The sequence below is a fragment of the Nonomuraea endophytica genome (assembly GCF_014203235.1).
In the GTDB taxonomy this organism is placed as follows: Bacteria; Actinomycetota; Actinomycetes; order Streptosporangiales; family Streptosporangiaceae; genus Nonomuraea; species Nonomuraea endophytica.
Map to the genome: position 1 here is coordinate 311724 of NZ_JACHIN010000001.1, position 21525 is coordinate 333248.

Sequence of the window (21525 nt, forward strand, 5' to 3'; positions counted from 1 at the left end):
GATCCAGCCTAGAAGGAGGGATTAACCTTCTGGGCATGAGTGCTGCTGAGGAATTGCCGGAACTGCCGGATATTCACACCACCGCCGGCAAGATCGCCGACCTTGAGCGCCGGCTGGACGAGGCCGCGCACGCCGGGTCGGCGGCGGCGGTGGAAAAGCAGCACGCCAAGGGCAAGATGACCGCGCGCGAGCGGGTTGTAGCGCTTTTGGATGAGGGTTCGTTCGTGGAGTTCGACGAGTTCGCGCGGCACCGCTCGACGATGTTCGGGCTGGAGGGCAAGCGGCCTTACTCCGATGGAGTGATCACCGGATATGGCACCGTCGACGGCCGTCAGGTGTGCGTCTTCTCACAGGATGTGACGGTTTTCGGGGGCTCGCTGGGTGAGGTCTACGGCGAGAAGATCGTGAAAATTCTGGATATGGCGATCAAGACCGGCTGTCCGATCATCGGGATCAACGAGGGCGGCGGCGCGCGTATCCAGGAAGGCGTGGTCGCGCTCGGCCTCTACGCCGAGATCTTCAAGCGCAACGTGCACGCCTCGGGCGTGATCCCGCAGATCTCCCTGATCATGGGCTCGGCGGCCGGGGGGCATGTTTACTCCCCGGCGCTGACCGACTTCGTGGTCATGGTCGACCAGACCTCGCACATGTTCATCACCGGCCCGGACGTCATCAAGACGGTCACCGGCGAGGAGGTGACGTTCGAGGAGCTCGGCGGCGCCCACACCCACAACACCAGGTCCGGCGTGGCCCACTACCTGGCCACCGACGAGGACGACGCGCTGGAGTACGTGAAGGCGCTGCTGTCGTACCTGCCCTCCAACAACCTGGACGAGGCCCCCGTCTACGAGGCCGGAGCCGCGCTGGAGCCGGACCCGGAGCTCGACACGCTCATCCCCGACTCGGCTAACCAGCCCTATGACATGCACCTGGTCATCGAGCACGTGCTGGACGACGGTGAGTTTCTGGAGGTCCACGCGCAGTTCGCGCCCAATGTCGTGGTCGGTTACGGCAGGGTGGACGGTCACCCTGTAGGCGTCGTGGCCAACCAGCCGATGCATTTCGCGGGATGCCTCGATATCAACGCATCAGAGAAGGCCGCACGATTTATCCGAACTTGCGATGCATTTAATATCCCGATCGTGACATTTGTTGATGTCCCGGGATTCCTTCCGGGGACCGACCAGGAATGGAACGGCATCATCCGGCGCGGCGCCAAGCTCCTCTACGCCTACGCCGAGGCCACCGTCCCGCTCGTCACGATCATCACCCGCAAGGCGTACGGCGGGGCCTACGACGTCATGGGCTCCAAGCACCTCGGCGCCGACATCAACCTGGCATGGCCCACCGCCCAGATCGCCGTCATGGGCGCCCAGGGGGCCGTCAACATCCTCTACCGCCGCGAACTGGCCGCCGCCGCCGACCCCGACGCCGAGCGCGCCCGGCTCGTCACCGAATACGAAGACACGCTGGCCAATCCGTATATCGCCGCTGAGCGGGGTTATGTCGACGCCGTAATCCGTCCATCGGACACCCGGCCGCAAGTGGTGAAGGCTCTGCGGGCCCTCCGTAACAAGCGTGCCTCGCTACCGCCGAAGAAGCATGGGAACATCCCGTTGTGATGGGTACCGCAGCGTAGCGAGGACACCCATCACAACCCACGAGCGAAGCGAGTCAGAACAACACAGTGATGGGTACCGCAGCCTAGCGAGGACACCCATCACAACCCACGAGCGAAGCGAGTCAGAACAACACAGTGATGGGTACCGCAGCCTAGCGAGGACACCCATCACAACCCACGAGCGAAGCGAGTCAAAACAACACAGTGAGGGATCCCGCCGCCTGCGAGGACATCCCTCACAACCGCGGGCCAAGCTGGTCAAACAACACTGTGATGGATCTGCGGCGGAGCTAGCGAAAGAGCGAAAGAGCACTGTGACAGCGCATCTGAAAGTCGTGCGGGGCGATGCGACGCCCGAGGAGATCGCCGCTCTGGTCACCGTCCTGACCACGCGGCAACCGGAACCCACGCAAACGCCGGGCCGTAAGCCCGAAACTTGGCGAAACCCAGCCCGAGCCATGCGTAGGCGACTCGTGCCAGGGAAGTCGGCTTGGCGGTTGAGCGCCCTACCCTAGATGGATCCCTGGAATCGGGTGTCAACTTCCCCGAGAGTTGGGACTATCTAGAAAAGTAGGCGTATATAGTCAGCCGATCAACTAAGGCCGCGGCCTGGAGGACGACATGCCCATCCCAGACCTCACGCCGCATCCTGTGGCAGCGAAGTACGCCGTCCTGGTGGATGTCGGTTATCTGTATGCCGCCGCAGGTGAAGTGCTGCTTGGCGCGAAGGAACGCAAGGAATATCGGGTTGCGGCGGATGAGCTCATCCAGAGCCTCCAGAAACATGCAATGGAACGTATTTCCGGAGAACTGCTGCGGATCTATTGGTATGACGCCGCACGCGACCGAGTGCCCACCGTCGATCAGCGAGTGATCGCACAGTTGCCCTGGGTGAAGGTACGACTGGGCAACCTTAACGCGCGTGGCCAGCAGAAGGGTGTGGACGCTCAGATCAGGAGCGACCTTGAAGCGCTGGCCAGGCATCACGCGGTGACCGACACGATCCTGCTGGCGGGCGATGAGGACATGGTGCCCGCCGTCGAGGCCGCACAGGCCTACGGAGTGCGGATACACCTGTGGGGTGTCGAACCCCCTTATGGCACCAACCAGGCGGAACGGCTCGTGTGGGAGTCCGACACCGTTGAAGTGATTTCTGCAGATTTTCTGAGACCCTTTTTCAGCCGCGCACCGCAGCCGGTCCCGGTCACCCCGCCGGCCGCGGCGCCTTCACCGGCCACCGTGTTCGCCGGTCGCCCGGCCACTCCGAAGCCGCAGGTCAAGCCCGGCCAGGTGGCCAAGCTCGGCCCGTCGCGGCCGCGCGTGGAGGACGTGGGCGAGCACGTGGCGCAGAAGTGGATCCTCACCCGTGGCCGCGACAACATCCGCGACCTGCTGCCGGGGCCGATCCTGCCGACGGTCATCGACACCGAGCTGCTCATAGAGGCGGAGAAGGAGCTCGGGCACTCGCTGCGCCCCTACCCGGAGGCGCGCGTGTGGCTGCGTGACGGGTTCTGGGCCCGGGTGTACCGGGAGTTCGACCTAGGCGTGGGCGTCTCCAGCAAGTAGGGCCTCGGCGACAGCCGTACGGGCATAGAGGACATAGCGCCCCGTGCGGTGGGCGCTGCACAGACCGGCTCTGCGCAGCGCGGTGAGGTGCTGGCTGGCGCCCGGCTCCGACAGGCCGGTGCGCACGGCCAGCTCGCGCGTCGAGGCGGGCTGGTCGAGTGAGGCGAGCAGGCGGGCGCGGGTGCGGCCGAGCACGGCCGCCAGCGCCTGCGGCGGGTCGCTCTCGCGGTGCTCCCACAGCGTGGCGATGCCGCGCGGCGAGTAGCGCAGAGTCGGCTGGAACGGCGGCACGGTGATGGAGAAGATCCTCGGCCAGGTGAAGACCGACGGCACCAGCAGCAGGCCGCGGCCGTCGAGCGCACGCGTGCCGTGGCAGAACCGGTGGTCCAGGCGCAGGCGCTCGCCCTGCCAGCTGACGTTGTCGTCGAGGCCGGTGAGCATGCCGCGGACGCCGTCCTGCGTCAGCGCCTTGGCGCGGTAGAGCACGTCGCCCTCGCACAGGCTGCGGATGCGCGGCCAGTAGGGGGCGATGGCGGCCGCCCAGTACGCCCGGATCTCGCCGGCCAGCCGGGCCAGACCGGCGGCGGGGTCGTCGTGGAGCGCCTGGATCCTGGGGGTTCGCGGGCCGCCGTGGCGCCAGGTGTCGAGCTGGTCGCGTACCTCGTGCTCGGCGGCGAGCAGTCCGGCCAGCTCCAGCTCGAGGTCAGGTACGGCGGTCGCGGGCGGCGGGCTGATGAAGCAGACCAGGGAGATCGTCGGCACCGGGACCAGGTCGGACAGCAGTCTCCAGTCCACGTCGGCCAGCCGGCGGCGTACCCGCTCGGCCCAGGGGCGGTTGAGGCCGGACGGCTCCTTGAGCACGCGGACGCTGGCCACGACCTCCCACAGCGGCGAGATCGCGAAGCGGGTGTTGGCAACATCCTCGGCGGTGAAGGACAGATCGAGGGTCATTCGATTCGCTGCTCACTTAATCAATCGCGATAGTGGACGGTAGTTCACCATCGTGGGCGGCGTGAAGACAACCTCGTTGCTGCTCGAACCCGGATTCCGGAACCTGTATCTCGGCTCGGCCGTGAGCGCTTTCGGGGCCCAGGTGGGATATGTCGCCCTGCCGCTGCTGGCCGTGACCACCCTGCACGCGGGCGCCGGTCAGGTGGGGCTGCTCAGCGCGCTGGCCACGATCTCGGTGCTGGTCGTCGGGCTGCCGGCCGGGGCGTGGATCGACCGGATGCGCAAGAAGCCCTTGATGATCGTGGCCGATCTCGTGCGGGCCGTCCTGCTGGCTTCCGTGCCGGTGGCCGCCTGGCTGGGCGGGCTGACGATGGAACACCTGTACGCCGTGGCCGCGCTGACCGGCGTGGGCACGCTCTTCTTCGACGTGGCCGCCCAGAGCCTCGTGCCCAGACTCGTCGGCAGGGAGCGGCTGACCGAGGCCAACTCGCTGCTGGTCGGCACGAACGCGGCCATGGACATCTCCGGCCGCAGCTTCGCCGGCGTGCTCGTCGGCGCGGCGGGCGCCCCGGCGGCCGTGCTGCTGAACGCGGCCGGATACCTCTGCTCGGCAGTGTTCCTGCGCGGGGTGCCCGCCGTCGAGACCCCGCCGGCCCTCGGCCCGCGCCCCAAGCTGGCCACGCAGATCGGCGAGGGCGTCGGCTTCGTGCTCGGCCACGCCATGCTGCGGCCGATCGTGCTGCAGGGCGCGATGACGAACCTGGGCTTCCCGTTGTATTCGGTGCTGCTGCCGGTGCTCGTCGTCTCCCAGCTCGGCTACCCCGAGTGGGTACTCGGCCTTTACCTGGCGGTGGGCGGCGTCGGCACGCTGGCCGGCTCGGCCACCGCCCACCACGTCGGCGCCCGTCTCGGCCGGGGCCGCGCGGTGTGGATCGTCTCCCTGATCACGACGCCCGCGTCCCTGCTGGTCCCGCTGCTGAACGGCGGGGCGTGGATCTGGGTCTCGGCCGCCGCGTGGTTCGCGCTCACCTACCGCACCGGCCTCAACAACGTGCTGCTGGTCAGCTTCCGCCAGCGGGTGACGCCGGATGAGATGCTCGGCCGCGTGAACGCCACCATGCGCCTCATCCTCATGGGCGCCGTCGGCGTCGGCGGCCTGCTGGCGGGCCTGATCGGCGAGTTGTGGGGCGTGCGCGCCGCGCTCTGGGCCGGCGCGCTCTTCATGTCCCTCAGCTGGGTGCCGATCTACTTCTCGCCGCTGCGCGCCGAGCGCTGAGTCACCAGCCGATCTCGTCGCAGCCCTTGTGGTTGGCGGGCTCCACCTGCAACGTCGCGTGCGCGACCCCGTGCCGGGCGCGCAGCACGTCACGAGCCTGATCCAGTACGGCGTGGCTGCGCGACTCCTCGGCGACCAGGTGCGCGGTCGCCACGTGCATGCCGGAGGTGAGCGTCCACAGGTGCAGGTCGTGGACGTCCTCGACGCCGTCGATGGCCTTCAGGTCGCCCGCGACCTCGTCGGCGCTCATGCCCTCGGGCACGTGCTGACCGAGCACCGCGAAGACCTGCCTGCCCAGGCCGACGGCCCGGATGGCGACGAACGCGCCGATGGCCAGCGCCACGAGCGTGTCCCAGACGGGGTTGCCGGTGGAGGAGACGAGCCAGCCGGCCACGATGACGCCGACGGAGCCGGCCGTGTCGGCCATGACCTCCAGGTAGGCGCCCTTGACGTTGAGGCTCTCCGCGGCGCCGCTGCGCAGCAGGAACAGCGCGACCAGGTTGATCAGGAGGCCGATGGCGCCGACGATCATCATCGGGCCGGTGGAGATCTCGGCCTGTTCGCCGATCCGGCCGATGGCCTCGACCACGACGTACACGGCGACGCCGATCATCAGCGCGACGGCGAGAAGTGAGGCGAAGACCTCGGCGCGGTAGGAGCCGTAGCTGCGCCTGCCGGTGGTGTCCGGTCTGCTCGCGATCCGCGTGGCCACCAGAGCCGCGCCGAGCGTCACCACGTCCGCGGCCATGTGGCCGGCGTCGGACAGCAGCGACAGCGAGCCGGTGATCAGTCCGAAGATCAGCTCGACCACGAAGAACGAGCCGATCAACGCGAAGGAGACGACCAGCCGCCAGCGGTGCTTGGCGCCCGCGTGGCCGTGTCCGTGTCCCGATCCCATCAGTCGTTCCCCCCACGCTCGGGATGAATGGCCTGTGTGTGGCCGGTGTGGGCGATCGCCAGATCAAGCAGCATCCGCACGTGCGCGTCCTCCAATCGGTAGTAGGCCATCCGGCCGGCGCGGCGGACCGCGACGACCCGGTGCGCGCGCAGCAGCCGCAGGGCGTGGGAGACGGCAGATTCGCTCTGGCCCGTCACCGCGGCGAGGTCGCACACGCACAGCTCGCCATCCAGCAGGGCGAGCAACAGCCGCAGCCGGTTGGGGTCGCCGAGAAGCCCGAACACCTCGGCCGTGTCGGCGAGGTCTTCCTGGCCCGGCATTCGCGAGCGCACGGACTCCACCCGCGGCGCGTCCACGACCCTTACCGTGCAGCCATCGATCTGCACCTCTGAATAGCTGTTCATATGTTAAGGCTAGCGGAAATGGTCATCTTCCTGTCAATGCATACGTCTGATTTCCGCCAGTCGCCAATCCTGTCCGGCACATACTGTCGATGACATGGCACCTGTAGAGCTCGACTTCGACTCCTGCTACCGGGCGGTCTCCGCACGGGACGCCCGGTTCGACGGGCGCTTCTACACCGCGGTGAAGACGACGCGCATCTACTGCCGGCCGATCTGCCCCGCGCGCACCCCCGCCTCGCGCAACGTGCGCTTCTACCGGCACGCCGCCTCCGCCGAGGCCGCCGGATTCCGCCCCTGCAAGCGCTGCCGGCCCGAGCTGTCGCCCGGCGACCCCGGCTGGGACCTGCGCGGCGACCTCATCGGCCGGGCGCTGCGCCTCATCGACGACGGGGCCGCCGACGACACCGGCGTGGCCGGGCTGGCCAAGCGGCTGCACATCACCGAGCGCCACCTGCACCGGCTGTTCGTGACCGAGCTGGGCGTCGGGCCGCTGGCCGTGGCCAGGACCCGGCGGTTGCTGCTGGCCAAGCAGTTGCTGACCGAGACGGGGCTGCCGGTGACGGAGGTGGCGTTCGCCGCGGGGTTCGGCAGCGTGCGGCAGTTCAACGCGACCATGCGGGAGACCTACGGCTTCACGCCCAGCGAACTCCGCGCCTCCGCTCGGCCTCTGTCCGAGTCGTCCGCGGCGGGGTTGCGGCTGCGGCTCCACCGGCGGGAGCCGTACGACGTGGAGGGCATTTTCGCCTTTCTGGCCAGCCGGGCGATTCCCGGTCTTGAAACCGTGGACGGGCTCACCTACACCCGGCTGGTGACGGGCGGGACGCTCACACTGACGCCGGGGCCGGGCGTGTTCCACCTGGACGTCAAGCTGGACGACACCCGCCAGCTGGCCCGCGTGGTGGCCCGCTGCCGCCGGCTGCTCGACCTCGACGCCGACCCGGACGCGATCGCCTCCGCCCTGGGCGCCACCTCCCTGGAGCCGCTGGTCGCGGCCCGTCCCGGACTGCGGGTCCCGGGCACGTTCGACGGCTTCGAGCTGGCGGTACGCGCCATCGTCGGCCAGCAGATCTCGGTGGCGGGAGCACGCACGCTCCTGGGCCGGATCGTCACGCGGCACGGCCCGCTGTTCCCCAGCGCCGCCGTCCTGGCCGAGGCCGACCTCGACGGCCTGGGCTTCACCACGCGCCGCATCCTGACCATGAAAGACCTGGCCGAAAGGGTCGCCGACGGCCGCATCGACCTCGACGGCGGCCAGGAGCCCGGGCACGCGGTGGCCGAACTGCTGAAGGTCCCCGGAATCGGCCCGTGGACCGCCGCGTACATCGGGCTGCGGGCACTGCGCGACCCCGACGCCTGGCCCACGGGCGACCTCGTCCTGAACAAGCGCATGGCCGCCCTGGGCATCCCCGCCGACCACGTCGAGCGCTGGCGCCCGTGGCGCGCCTACGCCGCCCTACACCTGTGGAGCTCCACATGATCGAAGCCCAAGTCCTGCCGACTCCCACCGGCCCGCTCGCACTCCTCGCCCGCGACGGCGTCCTGGTGGCGGCCGGCTTCACGGCAGACCCCGCCGACATGTTCACCCGCCTGGCCCCGAACCTGCAGTCCGAGGGTCTTGACGTAGTCGACGACCTAGGCGAGATCACCCGCCTGACCATGGCCTACCTGGACGGCGACCTGGAGGCCATCGACACCCTGCCCGTCTCCCAGCCCGGCACCCCGAAGCGCCAGGCACTGCACAAGGCGCTGCGCGAGGTGAAGCCCGGCACCACCGTCACCTATGGCGAACTGGCCGAACGCGCCGGCCTCCCCCGCACCGCCGCCCGAGCCGCCGGCTCCGCCTGCGCCCAGAACCTGATCGCCCCCTTCGTCCCCTGCCACCGGGTACTGCCGGGCAGCGGCGGCTTTGGCGGCTATTACTACGGCACAGCGGTAAAGCAGTGGCTCCTGACGCATGAGTCGGCAAAGATCTGAAACACTCCGTCATCTGACATCAACAGTCGGTAATCTTCACCCCATGCCGTCATTGGCTCACGAGTCCCTCGTGGACCTGTTCAGAAACCACCCCCTGCTCGCACCCACATTGGTGGGCGAGCACGGCGTGGACATCCCCTCCCACGACCAGGTCTGCCTGGAGTCGGGCGACTTTCCCGACATCCAGCCAACCGAGTACCGCGCCGACGCCGTCATGGTGCTTCGGCGCAGGAAAGAGGCACAACTCGCCGTCATCGTCGAGGTCCAGCTCAAGCACGACAAGCGCAAGGAGTGGTCGTGGCCGGTCTACATGACGACCCTGCGCGCCCGGCTGAAATGCCCGGTCGTCCTGCTGGTCGCCTGTCCCTGCCCCAACGCCACCAAGCGGTACAGCAAGCCCATCCCCTTGGGGCATCCGGGCATGACCCTGCTCCCGCTCATGGTCGGGCCAGGGTCGGTTCCCGTGATATCCGACGTCAAGGAGGCGCTCGAGCGGCCGGAGCTCGCGACGCTGTCGGCCATCATGCACAGCAAAACCAGCGACGCCACCGTGACGTTCGAAACTTTCCGGCAAATGCTCGTCTCAATACCCGTTAAGCAGCGGTCCGTCTACTGCGACGCGGCGCTCGGAGGGCTACCCTATGAAGTAGCCATCGCGTTCTGGAGGGAACTCATGTCCGTGGCGACCCAGCAGTTCAAGAGCCCGATGATGCGGGAGTTCCAAGCCGAGTTCGTCGCCAAGGGCAAGGCTTTGGGTGAGGCAGAGTCCATCGTCAAGCTCCTGCGCCTGCGCGGCATCGAGGTGCCCGAAGACACCGAGAACCTCATCTTGAGCTGCACCTACACCGAACAGCTCGACGCCTGGCTGGCCGACGCCGTCACCATCAGTCACATAGACGAACTTTTCGACTGAGCAACTAGCAGAAGCAGGAGGGTCCCGATTTCGGGGCCCTCCTGCTTCTGCTGTCAGGCGGTGACCAGGGTGTGGCGGCGGGCTTGGAGGCCAGCTAGGCCTGCTACGCCCAGGCCGACCAGGCCCAGGAGGGCGGCGGTCCAGGCGGGTGAGGTGTAGCCGAGGCCCGCGTCGATGGTGAGGCCGGCGGCGAAGGAGCCGATCGCGTTGCCGACGTTGAAGGCGCCGATGTTCGCCGCCGAGGCCAGGGTGGGGGCGCCTGCGGCGGCGTCCAGGACTCTGGTCTGGAGGGGTGGGACCGTGGCGAAGGCGGCCACCCCGAACAACGTGATGGCCACGACGAAGGCGATCTGGTTGCCGGCCAGCCAGGCGACGACCACGGCCAGCAGGGTCAGCGCGGCGACCGAGCCGTAGATGGCGGGCATCAGCGCTCGGTCGGCCAGTTTGCCGCCGATGATGTTGCCCACGACCAGTCCTACGCCGAACAGGGCCATGACGATGGGGACGGCGCCGGGTGAGAAGCCGCCGACGCCGGTCATCATCGGGGCGATGAAGGTGATCACCGCGAAGACCGGGGCGAAGCCGAAGACGGTCATGGCCAGGGCCAGCCACACGCCGCCCTTCTTGAAGGTGGCCAGTTCGGTACGCAGGCTGACCGGCCGGCGTTCCTGGCGCGGGACCAGGGCCAGGACTCCGGCCAGGCCGATGACGCCGATCACGACGACGACCCAGAACGTGGAGCGCCAGCCGTACGCCTGCCCGATCCAGGTGCCGAGCGGGACCCCGAGCACGTTCGCGAGCGTCAGGCCGGTGAACATCAGCGCGATCGCGCTGGCCCGCCTGTGCGGCGCGACGAGGTCGGCGGCGACGACGGAGCCGACGCCGAAGTACGCGCCGTGCGCGAAGGCGGCCAGGAGACGGCCTGCCATCAGGACGCCGTAGTCGGGCGCGAGGGCCGACAGCAGGTTGCCGACGATGAACAACACCATCAACGCGAGCAGCATGGTCTTGCGTGACCACCGGCCACCGAGCATGGTCAGCGGCGGCCCGCCCACGGCGACGCCCAGCGCGTAGCCGGAGACGAGCAGGCCGGCGGCGGGGATGGTGACCCCGAAGTCGTGGGCCATCTCGGGGAGCAGGCCGTTGATGATGAACTCGGTGGTTCCGATGCCGAAGGCGCTGATCGCGAGCGCGAACAAGGCGAGAGGCATAGAATATCCCTTAGACGACGCTAGTAGGCGCATGCATTAGTTGCACACGCCGACTATATGAGCACACAACGAGCTGGGAGGTCAAACGTGGCCATCTCCGACGACGCCGTGGAAGCTCGCGCCCAGGGCTGGCGCACGCTCGCCGCACTGCACGCCCGGATCGAGGAGCGCCTGGAGAAGTCGCTGCAGAAGGGGCACGGGCTGAGCGTGAGCGAGTACACCGTGCTGGACGTGCTCGACCGGCAGGACGGCTGGCACATGCGCATGCAGCAGCTGGCCAGGGCGGTCGTCCTGAGCCAGAGCGCCACCACCCGGCTGGTCACCAGGCTGGAGAACCGCGGCCTGCTGCGCAGGTACCTGTGCGAGGACGATCGGCGCGGCATCTACTCCGAGGTGACGCCCGCCGGCCGCGCGCTTCTGGCCGAGGCGAGTCCCACGCACGACGCCGTGCTGAAGGAGGTGCTCGACGAGGCCGCGCGGCTACCCGAGCTCGCCCCGCTCGTCAGCGTGATCGCCGACCACCACTAGGGCCGGACGGTGCTCTGGACCTCCCCTACCGGGACGTCGCGCTGCGCCTGCACCTGGACGGGCGCGTACTGGAACGGCACCACGTCGTCCACGACCTCCACCGGCCACACCGTGGTGACCGTGAGCACGTACACCTTGCGCGCCTGGTCGACGGAGGCCTGCAGGTAGCGCACGCCGCAGGTGAACTCCCCGCCCTTCACGTACGGCTTGCCGCTCGTCCCGCACTGCTCGCGCACCTCGGCCCGCCGCTTGTCGGTGCCAGGGTCGATCTTGATGTCCTCCAGCGTCGCCCGGACCGTCGCCGACATGACGCCGGGGATCGAGGCCGTCACCGACCGGCTCGTCTCACCGACGCCGTCCAGCCACACCCAGGTGGGCAGGTTGACGTAGCTCTTGGCGTCGGGGTTCAGCTTGACGTTCGGCTCCGGCACGGTCAGCGCGGCACGGGCGATCTCGGCCAGCTCGGCGAGCGTGATGCCCGAGGGCGGAGTCGTGCCCGGCGGAACCCAGACGAACTCATCCAGACCGCCCCAGCACGCCCGGCCCCGCGAGTCGGCCTCGTTGTAGGCGGGCGTCCACCAGCGGCCCGGCTGGCCGATCTTGTCCTTGAACTGCTTGAGGAACTTCTCGAACTCCTCCTCGGTCCCGTTCGGGTTCATCCGGAACCAGTACGCCCGCACGTCCTCCTGGGTCTTCAGCATCTCGTCGGCGCCGGGTCCCGGCTCGTACCAGCAGGGGCGTTTGAGCTGGTAGCCGTCGCTCTTGCCGCCCTTCACCCCGTTGCCGGTGATCACGATCTTGGAGTTCTCCAGCCGGACACCGGCGGTGCGGCCATCCTGGAAGCCGTCGCCACGCGTGCCGCCGGGGTCGAGCAGCAGGACTCCCGCGGCCAGTACCGAGAGCAGGCGGTTCATCGGTCACACCCTTCGCTGCTGTGGCGGAAGTCCTTGACCCGCCAAACGCCGTCGTCGCCGCGGTGCGTGATCGCGGCCTGCAAGTACGTCTCGCGCGTCCACGAGGGCTGGCGGGTGTAGGCCCGGCCGGTGCTCTTGGCGATCAGCCGCAGGCCGGTCTCGTCCACACACGCGTTGATCTGCGCGCCCTCGCCCATCCGCGCGCTCACGGCCAGCGCGTAAAGCTTCGCGGTGCCGGTCACCGAGCTTTTGCCGAAGCCCTTCACCCAGTCGTAGGACTCCTTCGCGGCGGGCCCCTCGACCTGCTCCAGGTAGGTGTCGTCGCCGCTGACCACCGCCCGCCACGAGTCCACGTAGTAGTCGGTGAACGTCTTCAGCAGCGGGTCGGCGGCCGCCGGCCACTCGACCTGGACCGTGAGCTTCTCGCCGACCTCGATCGTCTCCGTGGTCGGCGACGGTACGGCGGAGGCCACCGACCCGGCCGGAGCGGGGGCGACCCTGGGCGTGTAGACCTTGTCCGGCTGAGCCGCGCACCCGGCGGCCAGCAGGCAGAACACGATCAGCACGCGCCTCATGCCGACGACTCCCTCACGATGTGGATCCGCCAGGACGGCAGCAGTTCGTCGATCAGCGCCTCGGTCTCCGGCGCCATCCCGCCGCCGTACGGGTGCGACGACGACCTCCTGGTCAGGCCGTCGACGACGGCGCGCAGCCGTACCTGGTCGCCGGTGGCGTGGGTGGCGCGCAGCAGGTCGCGCCAGAGGCCCTCGTCGTCGGCGGCCAGCAGCAGCCCGGCCCGCGCGGCCGCGACGGCGGCGTCCGGCTCGCCGTGCGCCAGCCGGATCTCGCACAGCCGGTGGGCGGCGTCGGCGACACCGGCCGCGACGTCGTACTCCAGCTCGTCGGCGGCCAGCCACGCGTATCTGCCGGGCGGCCGCCCGCTCAGCAGCGGGCCTCTGACCAGCCCGAGCGCCTTGTCGAGTATGACGGCCCGCGCCGTCACGTCCCCGTGCGAGCGCCTGACCAGCTCACGGAAGAGCACCCAGTCGGTACGCACGCCCGGCCCGAGCCGCAACCTTCCGGCGTCGTCGGTGAACAGGTGCTCCGCGCCCAGCCAGTCGGCCACCCTGGCGATGGTCGCGTCCCTGACCATGGCCTGGACGCCGCGCGGCCACAGCACGCCGCCGAGCACCACTGGGTGCACGCCGCCGGGGTGAGTGGCCAGGTAGATCAGCATCTCGACGGCGATCGCCATCCGCCCGGCCTCCAGCGGCTCCGGGCCGATGATCTCGATCGGGCCGAGCAGCCTGATCTCGACGGCCGGGGGCTGCATCTCGTCCAGGGGTTCCGGGTCGGGCATGGCCTCGCCGTCGAGCTGCTCAGCCGTACGGAAGAGATCGACCAGGGCCTTGTAGTGACGCCGCGGCAGGAGCTGCGCGGCGACCTCGAAGCCGAGCTCGGCGATGCGGGCGCGGCCGTCGTCGGTGATCTCCAGCGTCCAGGTGGCGTGCGGCGACTCGCCGGGCACCACGTATCCGGCGGTGTCCTTGCGGGCCAGCAACGCCAGGCGGCGCGCCTCCTCCTGGGTGGGCGCGACCGCCGACAGCAGGAAGTGGGCGTCGCGCGGGCTGCCGTTGACGCGCCCGGTGAGCACCTGCTCGCGCGGCGCGGCCGTGGCCTCCAGCTCGGGCAGCACCTCGGCGAGGCTGCCGACCGCCTTGATCCGGTCGGGGGCGATCGCGGTCAGCTCTTCGCCGAACCCGACCAGCGTGACCCGCATCCGGTCAGACCAGCGGTTGGTGGCCAGCTCCACGGCGAGCGCGCCGAGCGCCGCGGTCGTCTGCGCGCCGCGGATGTTGATCAGGCCCTGCGCCGCCTCCAGGTCGATCAGCACCCGTCCCGACTCGTCCGTGCCGAGCGAGACCAGCCCCGGGTACGGCGCGCCGCCCTGCTGGGCGGGTCCCTGGTCGGTCAGCAGGCGGCCCTCGTGCGCGTGCAGCCGCCACACCTGGCCGCCGTCCTGAACCGTCCAGGGCGCGGGCGGGTTGTTGTCCGGCGGGTGGATCCACAGGTCGAGGTGGCGCGCGGACAGATGAGCCGCGTAAACGGTGGGCGGTGTGCGGTCCTGGGCCGCAAGCTCCGCCCCGAGCAGGCGCAGGCCGACGTCGAGAATGCGGGTGCCCGGCGCGTCCGCGCCGAACCTCAGCGCCACCTCGGCCTTGGCGGCGTCGTCACGCGGGCGCACCACGCGATGGCCGAACGCGCGCCGCCACAGTTGTTCGCGCCTGCGCCTGCCCAGCACCACCAGCAGGCCCGCCGCCGCGAGCGACGCCCCCGCCAGGTAGTCCACCAGATCGAGCCCTTGGCTCGTCTCTTCTGCGGGCTGTAGGGATGTGTTCCCGGAAATTTCCGGCTTTTTCGTGATCTCCGGCTGACTGGGGGTCGTCGTCTCCTTCTTGACCAGCGGCGCCTGCTCCTGCGTGGCCGACTTCTCCGCCTTGCCGGGCATCCTGCCGACCGGCTCCGCGCGTCCAGGATGCTCGCGGAGCGTCTCCACCCGGCCCTGCCCGGCGGGCACGACGTGCACGTTGCGCGCGTCGTCCGGCATGTCCAGCACCCAGCCGGGCCGGATCAGGTCGGCCATCCGCAGCCGGGTACCGTCGGGCTGCTCCTTGTGCTGGTTGAGCCGGTAGATCTCCGGATATCGCCGCCCGTCGCCCAGGCACTTCTCGGCGATCTCCCACAGGCTCTCGTGGTGACGGCCGTGCGGCGGCTGCACCACGTACACCTTTTTGGCCTTCTTCGCCGTCTCCGCCTCGACGATCGGGGCCGCGAGCGCGACCGTCGCGATCGGCTGCGAGGCCGGCGGCGGCGCGCCCAGCCGGGCGATCGGCACCACCGCGGCGGAGGCGGTGAACAGCAACAGCACCGCCGAGACCAGCTTGTTGGCCAGCACCTGCGTGCCGCCGGACAACGGCACGCGGGCGGGCATGCCGACCCGTCGTACCCCCGCGTAGACCTCCACCACCACGCAGACCAGCAGCTGGAACCAGGCCAGCCACACCAGCAGGACCAGCAGCGCGACGATCGTGCTCGGCCCGACGCGGCTGGTCAGCAGGTCGAGGTCGAGCAGCTCAGCGGTGATCGGCGGGCCCGCGAGCACGAGCAGCGCGTACGGCACGCCGCCCACGAGCGCGACCAGCACCACGAGTGCCCCGAGCCCGGCGAGCACGTCACCCGCGGTCCGCCTGGTCGGAATGCGCACGGGCGCCCGTCTGGGCCGCACCGGCTCTCGCGTCGGCATCGCCTCTCCCTTCTCGCTCCAGCGTTGTCATGAACGGCCCGCCCAGGCCAGCGAGTGGCCGGTTTCGGTCTGGATCATCTGGCGTCCGGCGCCGCGGTGGCCTCGCCCTCCATCTCCGATCCGGTGAAGCCGAGCGCGCCGAGGAAGAAGGCGTTCCAGCGGACGGTCACGGTGACGCGCACCTCGGCGCCGCCGGAGACCGCGCAGTCGCCGCGCGCGACCTCGTCGGCGTCGTGCGCGGAGACCACCTCGTCGGCCCGCTCGCACACCTCGCTCTCGCCCAGCAGCCTGGCCTGCCCGGAGGCGCGCAGGTGCTCGACGTCGACCTGGTCGGCGGCGGCGCGCGCCGCCTGCTCGGCGATGTCGGTGGCGCGCAGCTTGGCGTTGATCGCGGCGCCGCCGTCCACGAGCAGCCCGGCCAGCATGAACACCACGACCGAGAACAGGACGGTGAACACCGACATCGAGCCCCGCTCGCCGCCGCTCATTCGACCCTCCTGAACTGCTCCAGCGGCACCACCGACGTCCCGGTGATCCGCTTGGTCGCGCCGAACCCGAGGAAGCCCAGGTCCATCTCGCAGCTGACCTCGGCGCGCACCTGGCCGCCCTCGGTCCACTCCGATCCGGACAACGACACCTCGTGCGACTGGCAGCTGCCCTTGAGCGCCTGCCCGGCCGACGACTTCGCGGCGGTCTCGGCCGTGTCCATGGTCCGCTGGACCGACGCGGCGCGGGCGGAGTCCCTGGCCGCGCCGTTCACCTCGCCCTGGGCCTCCACCAGCCGTCCGGCGCCGACCAGGAACATGAGGAACAGCAGGAACACCGGCGCGAGCATGACCGTCTCGACCGCCATCGACCCCCGGTCACTCCTCATCGCAGTCCAGCCCGCCGTCGTCGGGACGGAAGCACTCGACCGGGCCGCCCGAGGTCGCGCTGACGGTGAACGCCAGTTCGGGCAGCAGCGGAATCACTTGTACGGCGGTGCCGGTCACGGTCACCCAGCGCTCGTCGGGCTCCCTCGTCGAGGTGGCGGCGTCGGCGTTGGTCAGCAGGCGCGGGCCGATCGCGCCGACCACGGCCTTCGCCTTGGCCTTGGCCGGTTCCTCCCAGCCGCCGCTCACCGGCGCCGACCTGGCGACCCGCGCGCCTTCCCTGGCCGCGGCCTCGGCCACCTGCCTGCCGTGGAACCAGAGCGCGACCTGCACGATGAGCAGGGCGACGGCCAGGATGACCGGCATGAGGAACGCCAGCTCCACGACCGTGGCGCCGCGGTCATTCCTTGCCGCCACCGCCGCCGCCATTGCCGAAGCTGTTCTGGATCTCGTTCTGCTTCTGCTCGACCAGTGTCTTGATCAACGTCGCCAGGCCGAGCGCCACTCCGGCGATGATCGCGGTGATGATCACCCATTCGACGGCCGAGGCGCCGCGCGAGGGTGCGGTGCGCGCGCGATGGACGCGCACGCCTAGGTAGGCGACCAGGTAAACGACCCAAGGATGGTTCAGCATCAGGACCCCAACATCTTCATAGCGGCGGGAAAACTGAGAAAGATCACAAAGCCCGCGCAGAGCAGCAGCTGGGCGACGAGCATCGACTGCGAGCGTTCGCCCGCGCGCCCCTCGATCTCGGCCAGCTCGCGGCGGCGCAGGGTGGCGGCGCGGGCGGTGAGCGAGGCGCGCACCTTCGCGCCGTCGTCGGCCACCAGGCCCAGCGCCGCGGACAGGTCGCGCAGCTCGTCGACGTTGATCTCCTCGCCGAGCTGGCCGAGCGCCTGCCAGGGGGTGATGCCGACGATCCGCGCGCCGCTCAGCGCGTCGCGGATGCGGGACATCGCCCAGTTCGGCTGCTCGCCGCTGACCGACACGGCCATGACCAGCGCTTCGGGTACGCCCCGTCCGCCGGCCAGGTTCATCGACACGAGGTCGAGGAAGGCGCCGACGACATGACGGAAGTCACGCCGCCGGGCCGCGGCATCGCGCCGTATCTGCAGGTCGGGCAGGAAGAAGAAGACCACGGCCACCACGACGGCGGCCCAGAACGGGATCGCCAGCGAGGTGCCCCACTCCATGAGCACCAGCCAGCCGAGCAGCACGGGGAAGGCGAGCAGCCCGGCCGCCGCCAGCAGCACCTTGGTGGCCAGGAAGCCCTCGAACGAGCGCCCGACCAGCGCCAGGTCCGCCCGGATCGAGCGCGCCTCCCAGCCCCGCGACATCAGGAAACGGGCCAGCCGCACGCCGAGACCGCGGCGGAACGCGCTGACCTCCTCGTCGGGAAGGACGAGCTGCAGCCGGGGCGCGCCCGCGTCCTCGCGGACCGCGTCCAGCGCCAGCAGCCGAGCCACCAGCCCGGGTCTGGCCGGGAACAGCGCCCGCAGCAGTAAGAAGGCGCCCAGCCCGAACGCGCCGCCCGCCAGCACACCCTCAACCATGCTTCACCGCCTGGGGTACTTCAGCGGCGACCTGGGGGGCCAGCAGCCGCGTCGGCTTGTCGAACCTGGCCAGGCGCCGCATCCACGCGAACCCGGCGCCGAACAGCCCGGCCACCACGAGCAGCACGGCCTGCCCCAGCCACGAGCTGTACTCGCTGACGTAGGAGGGGTTGAACACCACCAGCAGCCCGGCGAAGACGAGCGCGGTGATCACCACGATCTGCACGCTGCGCCGGGTGGAGCGGCGTTCGGCCTCGACCCGGCGGCGCATGTCGAGCTCCTCGCGCGCCGAGACGGCCAGCGCCCCCAGCACGTCGCGCAGACCCGGCCCGCGCAGCCGCGAGTTGAGTATCAGCGCCGCCACCACCAGGTCGGCCGAAGGGTCGTCCAGCTCGTCGGCGAACAGCCGCAGCGCGTCGGACAACGCCATCCGGGAGTGCATCCGGTCGACCAGCCCGCGCAGGTGCGGCCTGAGCATCGGCGCGGCGGCCCTGATCGAGGCCGGGATGGCCTGTTCGAGCCCGGCCGCGCCGGCGATCGTGTCACGGAGCGACTCGGTCCAGGCGGCCAGCCCTTCCAGGCGGCGCATCGCCCCGCGTTCCTCCGAGGCGCCTCCTGACAGCCCGCGCCACGCGAACACCAGCAGCACCGCCCCTACCGCGACGACCGGCCAGCCGGTGACCACCATGATCAACGCGGCGCTGACGCCGGCGATGGCGGTGCGGGTGGTCAGCATCCTGATGACCTCGCGCTTGGGCCTGCCGGGGTGGGGACGCATGCCGTACAGGGAGAGGAAGAGCAGGAACAGGCCGCCGCCGGTGGCGGCGCCCGCGAGCATCGTGAAGGGGTCGAGGTTGATCATCACCAGTTCCCCAGGTCGGCCTGCACGGGAGCATGGGGTACGGCGGCGCCGTCGGGACCGGGCGCGAAGATCTCGCTCGACAGCACGCGGCCGTCGCACCCGTTGACCTCGCGCACGCTGGAGACGAACCGGCGCAGGCGGCCGCCCTGGTCGTAGTCGTTGTGCTTCTCGATGAAGACGACGAAGTCGATGGCGCCGGCGATGAGCATGTGGGTGGCGTCGATCGGCAGGCGCTCGTTGGCCTGGAGCGCGTAGGTGGCGATGCGGTTGAAGACCTCCATGCTGGAGTTGGCGTGGATGGTCGACAGGGAGCCGTCGTTGCCCTGGGTCATCGCGTTGAGCATGGTGACGATCTCGTCGCCGAGCACCTCGCCGACGATGACCCGGCTGGGGTTCATGCGCAGGCTTCTGCGGACCAGTTCGGCCATGGTGATCTCGCCCTGGCCCTCGGAGTTGGGCAGGCGCTGCTCGAAGGCGACCACGTTCGGGTGGAGCTCGGGGAACTGGTCGAGGCCCAGCTCCAGGGCGCGCTCGACGGTGATGAGGCGCTCGCCGGACGGGATCTCGTTGGCCAGGGCGCGCAGGAGCGTGGTCTTCCCCGCGTTCGTGGATCCGGCGATCATGATGTTCTGGCGGGTGTTGACGGCCGCCTGGAGGAATCTGGCGACGTCCGGGGTCAGCGTGCCGTTGCCGACCAGGTCGGACAGGAAGACCTTGCCCAGGCGGCTGCGGCGGATCGAGACGGCCGGCCGTACCGTGACGTCCATGACGGCGCTCAGCCGGGAACCGTCGGGCAGGCGCAGGTCGAGCTGGGGGTTGGCAGTGTCGAACGGGCGGCTCGACAGGCCCGAGTAGGCGGCCAGGATCTGGATGAGCTCGACGAGCTCCTCGTTGGAGTCGGCGACCGGCTCGTGCATCGACTCGCGGCCGTCGGCGTAGGAGACGAAGACCTTGTCGTGGCCGTTGATGTCGATGTTCTCGACCTCGGTGTCGTCGAGGAGCGGCTGCAGGCGGCCGACGCCGAACAACGCCGCGTGGATGCCCGCGGCCAGCCCCTCCTCCTCCTCGATCGTCGGCGGGGTGCGGCCCATGCCGATCTCGCCGCGCGCGTGCTCCTCCAGGACCTGCGAGATGAGCGCCCTGGCGAACTGGCGCTCGTCCTCGCCGGTCATCGCGGGCAGGCCGTTGGCCTGGTCGATGCGGCGCTGGTGGGCCAGGCGGTCGCCCACGTCCTGGCGGAAGCGCTTGACGAGGGAGTGGTCGATCACTGGTAGCTCACCAGCCTTCCCGCCAGGTCGCGTGCCGTACGGATGAGGAGAGATCGGTCGAGTCGGCCGCCCCATTCGCCGCGTAGGAGTTCGGCGCCCTTGGGGTCGTCGGCCAGGCCGTGGACGAACTTGACGTTCGGGCCGACGACGCGGCGTACCTCCTCGATGGAGGCGCGGTAGCGGCGCGGGTTGGCGATCACCACGACGCCGTGGGCCTTGGTGATGGACAGGCGCTCGCGCAGATGGGCCACGTGGTCGAGGCTGGGCCTGGTCAGCAGGACGGTCACCGCGGCCTCGTTGATGAGGTCGTTGACCTGTGGATAAGTTCCGAGGCGGCCGCAGTCGGCGATGACGTCGGCGTTGGGCATGCCCGCCAGCGAACGTCCCAGGGGCCCCCACAGCCACGTGAGACCCGCCGCCTGCTCACCGTGCGTGAGCCCCGCCAGCACGTCGAGCCCTCCCACGATCTTCTGGGTGTGCTCGTGGATCTGGGCGGGTTCGATCCCCCTGCGGGCGACCGCGCCCAGGCTGAGCAGACCCTTTCCGGGGTTGAGCACGCCGCCGTCGGCGGCCGGCAGCCGGTAGGCCAGATCTCCTCCCGCGGGATCGCACTCGGCGAGCAGCACCGCCCTCGGCCACACGGCGGCCAGGGCCGTCGCGGCGGTGGTGACGCCCGGCGCGCCCTTGTCGGCGGCCAGCACGATCAGCGCCACGTCAGCGGGCCCCCGGGAGTTCGGCCACGGCGATCTCCCCGCTGGAGGCGTAGCCGACCACCTCGGCCGAGACGGCCGTGTCGACGATCACGGTGACCAGGCCCTTCTCCCCGACGCCGTGGACCAGCGCGCTCGCCGCGAGAACCCTGGACCGCTCCGTGCCGCTGCGGCTGGGAACGTGCACGACCTGGACACGGTCACCCTTTGCAAGGCCTTCTGGCATCTGCCCGGGTTTCAGGGCCAATCCCACCTTGGCCTTTCCCGGTCCCAGCTCCTTACTGGCGTTTATCCCCATGTCATTCGTGAGCAAGGTGCCGGGCAGGATGGTGACGGAGGCGAACGATTTGATCACCTCTCCGCGCTGCGACCACGGAACGTAAGCAATGCCGGTGTCGGCGATCTGGACTTCTTCCAGTGCTTGCTCCGTGAATTGCTGTCCGGCGCCCACCTGCTCGATCACCCGGACCGCCGAAATACGGTCACCGCTGCGCATCACCAGAAGCGTGGTCGCCAGGGCGCCGCCCAGGATCAGGAGGACGGCTAGGGCGGCCAGTGCGGGCTTGCGCTCGCGTGGGGGTACGGGGAGCTTGCGCTCGGCGGAGAGCGCGCCACTTGGCCCCGCCGAATTCGTGGCGGGTTTCTCACTGGTCCTCATGGGTGGGGGGCTCCCATATGCGAAATTGTAGAATTCACGCC

The 21525-nt window shown here is 69.9% G+C and carries 24 protein-coding genes; 8 read left to right on the plus strand and 16 right to left on the minus strand.

Features of this window, described 5'->3' with window-relative positions; genetic code table 11:
- Window positions 1–35: 35 nt before the first annotated feature.
- The 3 genes from HNR40_RS01395 to HNR40_RS01405 all read left to right on the plus strand — a co-directional run bounded on the left by HNR40_RS01395 (window position 36) and on the right by HNR40_RS01405 (window position 3187).
- Window positions 36–1622: an acyl-CoA carboxylase subunit beta gene (locus HNR40_RS01395; protein ID WP_184959347.1), complete on the plus strand. Its 1587-nt coding sequence runs from the start codon at window positions 36–38 to the stop codon at window positions 1620–1622.
- Window positions 1603–2136 carry an acyl-CoA carboxylase subunit epsilon gene (locus HNR40_RS01400; protein ID WP_184957815.1) on the plus strand — a complete coding sequence of 178 codons (534 nt, stop codon included), beginning with the start codon at window positions 1603–1605 and terminating at the stop codon, window positions 2134–2136. Before HNR40_RS01395 ends, HNR40_RS01400 begins: the two co-directional genes overlap by 20 nt.
- Before the next feature lie 106 nt (window positions 2137–2242).
- A complete protein-coding gene (locus HNR40_RS01405; RefSeq protein WP_184957816.1) occupies window positions 2243–3187 on the plus strand; it encodes an NYN domain-containing protein in 945 nt (314 codons plus the stop codon).
- On the opposite strand, the gene HNR40_RS01410 is transcribed toward HNR40_RS01405, so the two are convergent.
- Window positions 3161–4138, minus strand: coding sequence for an ArsR/SmtB family transcription factor (locus tag HNR40_RS01410; RefSeq protein ID WP_184957817.1), 978 nt, complete (start codon window positions 4136–4138; stop codon window positions 3161–3163). The two genes, HNR40_RS01405 and HNR40_RS01410, sit on opposite strands and share 27 nt — an antisense overlap.
- Window positions 4139–4199: 61 nt before the next feature.
- Between HNR40_RS01410 and HNR40_RS01415 the strand changes: the two genes are divergently transcribed.
- Window positions 4200–5414 carry an MFS transporter gene (locus tag HNR40_RS01415; protein WP_312896143.1) on the plus strand — a complete coding sequence of 405 codons (1215 nt, stop codon included), beginning with the start codon at window positions 4200–4202 and terminating at the stop codon, window positions 5412–5414.
- 1 nt (window position 5415) lies between these two features.
- Here the strand turns inward: HNR40_RS01415 and HNR40_RS01420 are convergent, their stop codons facing one another.
- On the minus strand, window positions 5416–6312 hold the full coding sequence (locus HNR40_RS01420) for a cation diffusion facilitator family transporter (protein ID WP_184957819.1): 897 nt from the start codon (window positions 6310–6312) through the stop codon (window positions 5416–5418).
- Complete coding sequence (locus HNR40_RS01425) at window positions 6312–6716, minus strand: ArsR/SmtB family transcription factor (RefSeq protein ID WP_184957820.1); 405 nt, start codon at window positions 6714–6716, stop codon at window positions 6312–6314. The genes HNR40_RS01420 and HNR40_RS01425 overlap by 1 nt, the downstream gene beginning before the upstream one ends.
- 94 nt (window positions 6717–6810) lie before the next feature.
- On the opposite strand from HNR40_RS01425, the gene HNR40_RS01430 reads away from it, so the two are divergent.
- The 3 genes from HNR40_RS01430 (at window position 6811) to HNR40_RS01440 (ending at window position 9603) form a co-directional block, all read left to right on the plus strand.
- Window positions 6811–8193 carry a DNA-3-methyladenine glycosylase 2 family protein gene (locus HNR40_RS01430; RefSeq protein ID WP_184957821.1) on the plus strand — a complete coding sequence of 461 codons (1383 nt, stop codon included), beginning with the start codon at window positions 6811–6813 and terminating at the stop codon, window positions 8191–8193.
- Window positions 8190–8690, plus strand: a complete 501-nt coding sequence (locus HNR40_RS01435; protein WP_184957822.1) for a methylated-DNA--[protein]-cysteine S-methyltransferase — start codon at window positions 8190–8192, stop codon at window positions 8688–8690. The genes HNR40_RS01430 and HNR40_RS01435 overlap by 4 nt, the downstream gene beginning before the upstream one ends.
- 70 nt (window positions 8691–8760) lie before the next feature.
- On the plus strand, window positions 8761–9603 hold the full coding sequence (locus HNR40_RS01440; RefSeq protein ID WP_184957823.1) for a hypothetical protein: 843 nt from the start codon (window positions 8761–8763) through the stop codon (window positions 9601–9603).
- A 53-nt stretch (window positions 9604–9656) separates the two neighbouring features.
- Here the strand turns inward: HNR40_RS01440 and HNR40_RS01445 are convergent, their stop codons facing one another.
- The gene (locus tag HNR40_RS01445) at window positions 9657–10814 is read right to left on the minus strand and encodes an MFS transporter (RefSeq protein ID WP_184957824.1); all 1158 of its coding nucleotides are present in this window, start codon (window positions 10812–10814) and stop codon (window positions 9657–9659) included.
- 87 nt (window positions 10815–10901) lie between these two features.
- On the opposite strand from HNR40_RS01445, the gene HNR40_RS01450 reads away from it, so the two are divergent.
- A complete protein-coding gene (locus tag HNR40_RS01450) occupies window positions 10902–11342 on the plus strand; it encodes a MarR family winged helix-turn-helix transcriptional regulator (RefSeq protein ID WP_184957825.1) in 441 nt (146 codons plus the stop codon).
- Here the strand turns inward: HNR40_RS01450 and HNR40_RS01455 are convergent.
- The 12 genes from HNR40_RS01455 to HNR40_RS01510 form a co-directional block, all read right to left on the minus strand.
- Entirely contained in the window at window positions 11339–12256 is a 918-nt protein-coding gene (locus HNR40_RS01455) for a hypothetical protein (protein ID WP_184957826.1), read from the minus strand. The two genes, HNR40_RS01450 and HNR40_RS01455, sit on opposite strands and share 4 nt — an antisense overlap.
- A complete protein-coding gene (locus HNR40_RS01460; protein WP_184957827.1) occupies window positions 12253–12831 on the minus strand; it encodes a hypothetical protein in 579 nt (192 codons plus the stop codon). The genes HNR40_RS01455 and HNR40_RS01460 overlap by 4 nt, the downstream gene beginning before the upstream one ends.
- Window positions 12828–15560 (minus strand): BTAD domain-containing putative transcriptional regulator, encoded by a 2733-nt coding sequence (locus HNR40_RS01465; protein WP_184957828.1) that lies wholly within the window; start codon window positions 15558–15560, stop codon window positions 12828–12830. The genes HNR40_RS01460 and HNR40_RS01465 overlap by 4 nt, the downstream gene beginning before the upstream one ends.
- 74 nt (window positions 15561–15634) lie before the next feature.
- Window positions 15635–16048, minus strand: coding sequence for a pilus assembly protein TadG-related protein (locus tag HNR40_RS01470; RefSeq protein WP_246508286.1), 414 nt, complete (start codon window positions 16046–16048; stop codon window positions 15635–15637).
- Window positions 16045–16413 carry a TadE family protein gene (locus tag HNR40_RS01475; RefSeq protein WP_184957829.1) on the minus strand — a complete coding sequence of 123 codons (369 nt, stop codon included), beginning with the start codon at window positions 16411–16413 and terminating at the stop codon, window positions 16045–16047. The genes HNR40_RS01470 and HNR40_RS01475 overlap by 4 nt, the downstream gene beginning before the upstream one ends.
- A 10-nt stretch (window positions 16414–16423) precedes the next feature.
- Window positions 16424–16849 (minus strand): TadE/TadG family type IV pilus assembly protein, encoded by a 426-nt coding sequence (locus HNR40_RS01480; protein WP_312896144.1) that lies wholly within the window; start codon window positions 16847–16849, stop codon window positions 16424–16426.
- Entirely contained in the window at window positions 16833–17066 is a 234-nt protein-coding gene (locus HNR40_RS01485; protein WP_184957831.1) for a hypothetical protein, read from the minus strand. The genes HNR40_RS01480 and HNR40_RS01485 overlap by 17 nt, the downstream gene beginning before the upstream one ends.
- Window positions 17066–17986, minus strand: a complete 921-nt coding sequence (locus tag HNR40_RS01490; RefSeq protein ID WP_184957832.1) for a type II secretion system protein — start codon at window positions 17984–17986, stop codon at window positions 17066–17068. The genes HNR40_RS01485 and HNR40_RS01490 overlap by 1 nt, the downstream gene beginning before the upstream one ends.
- A complete protein-coding gene (locus HNR40_RS01495) occupies window positions 17979–18848 on the minus strand; it encodes a type II secretion system F family protein (RefSeq protein WP_184957833.1) in 870 nt (289 codons plus the stop codon). The genes HNR40_RS01490 and HNR40_RS01495 overlap by 8 nt, the downstream gene beginning before the upstream one ends.
- Window positions 18848–20116, minus strand: coding sequence for a TadA family conjugal transfer-associated ATPase (locus HNR40_RS01500; RefSeq protein ID WP_312896145.1), 1269 nt, complete (start codon window positions 20114–20116; stop codon window positions 18848–18850). The genes HNR40_RS01495 and HNR40_RS01500 overlap by 1 nt, the downstream gene beginning before the upstream one ends.
- Window positions 20113–20829 (minus strand): CpaE/TadZ family protein, encoded by a 717-nt coding sequence (locus HNR40_RS01505; RefSeq protein ID WP_184957834.1) that lies wholly within the window; start codon window positions 20827–20829, stop codon window positions 20113–20115. Before HNR40_RS01505 ends, HNR40_RS01500 begins: the two co-directional genes overlap by 4 nt.
- Before the next feature lies 1 nt (window position 20830).
- Window positions 20831–21484: a hypothetical protein gene (locus tag HNR40_RS01510; protein ID WP_184957835.1), complete on the minus strand. Its 654-nt coding sequence runs from the start codon at window positions 21482–21484 to the stop codon at window positions 20831–20833.
- Between the last annotated feature and the right edge of the window lie 41 nt (window positions 21485–21525).

Excerpts from the sequence above, each read along its gene's own strand:
- HNR40_RS01395 (WP_184959347.1), top strand. The coding sequence starts at position 36 with ATGAGTGCTGCTGAGGAATTGCCGGAACTGCCGGATATTCACACCACC.
- HNR40_RS01400 (WP_184957815.1), top strand. The coding sequence starts at position 1,603 with ATGGGAACATCCCGTTGTGATGGGTACCGCAGCGTAGCGAGGACACCC.
- HNR40_RS01405 (WP_184957816.1), top strand. The coding sequence starts at position 2,243 with ATGCCCATCCCAGACCTCACGCCGCATCCTGTGGCAGCGAAGTACGCC.
- HNR40_RS01410 (WP_184957817.1), bottom strand. The coding sequence starts at position 4,138 with ATGACCCTCGATCTGTCCTTCACCGCCGAGGATGTTGCCAACACCCGC.
- HNR40_RS01420 (WP_184957819.1), bottom strand. The coding sequence starts at position 6,312 with ATGGGATCGGGACACGGACACGGCCACGCGGGCGCCAAGCACCGCTGG.
- HNR40_RS01425 (WP_184957820.1), bottom strand. The coding sequence starts at position 6,716 with ATGAACAGCTATTCAGAGGTGCAGATCGATGGCTGCACGGTAAGGGTC.
- HNR40_RS01430 (WP_184957821.1), top strand. The coding sequence starts at position 6,811 with ATGGCACCTGTAGAGCTCGACTTCGACTCCTGCTACCGGGCGGTCTCC.
- HNR40_RS01435 (WP_184957822.1), top strand. The coding sequence starts at position 8,190 with ATGATCGAAGCCCAAGTCCTGCCGACTCCCACCGGCCCGCTCGCACTC.
- HNR40_RS01445 (WP_184957824.1), bottom strand. The coding sequence starts at position 10,814 with ATGCCTCTCGCCTTGTTCGCGCTCGCGATCAGCGCCTTCGGCATCGGA.
- HNR40_RS01455 (WP_184957826.1), bottom strand. The coding sequence starts at position 12,256 with ATGAACCGCCTGCTCTCGGTACTGGCCGCGGGAGTCCTGCTGCTCGAC.
- HNR40_RS01460 (WP_184957827.1), bottom strand. The coding sequence starts at position 12,831 with ATGAGGCGCGTGCTGATCGTGTTCTGCCTGCTGGCCGCCGGGTGCGCG.
- HNR40_RS01465 (WP_184957828.1), bottom strand. The coding sequence starts at position 15,560 with ATGCCGACGCGAGAGCCGGTGCGGCCCAGACGGGCGCCCGTGCGCATT.
- HNR40_RS01470 (WP_246508286.1), bottom strand. The coding sequence starts at position 16,048 with ATGAGCGGCGGCGAGCGGGGCTCGATGTCGGTGTTCACCGTCCTGTTC.
- HNR40_RS01475 (WP_184957829.1), bottom strand. The coding sequence starts at position 16,413 with ATGGCGGTCGAGACGGTCATGCTCGCGCCGGTGTTCCTGCTGTTCCTC.
- HNR40_RS01485 (WP_184957831.1), bottom strand. The coding sequence starts at position 17,066 with ATGCTGAACCATCCTTGGGTCGTTTACCTGGTCGCCTACCTAGGCGTG.
- HNR40_RS01490 (WP_184957832.1), bottom strand. The coding sequence starts at position 17,986 with ATGGTTGAGGGTGTGCTGGCGGGCGGCGCGTTCGGGCTGGGCGCCTTC.
- HNR40_RS01495 (WP_184957833.1), bottom strand. The coding sequence starts at position 18,848 with ATGATCAACCTCGACCCCTTCACGATGCTCGCGGGCGCCGCCACCGGC.
- HNR40_RS01510 (WP_184957835.1), bottom strand. The coding sequence starts at position 21,484 with ATGAGGACCAGTGAGAAACCCGCCACGAATTCGGCGGGGCCAAGTGGC.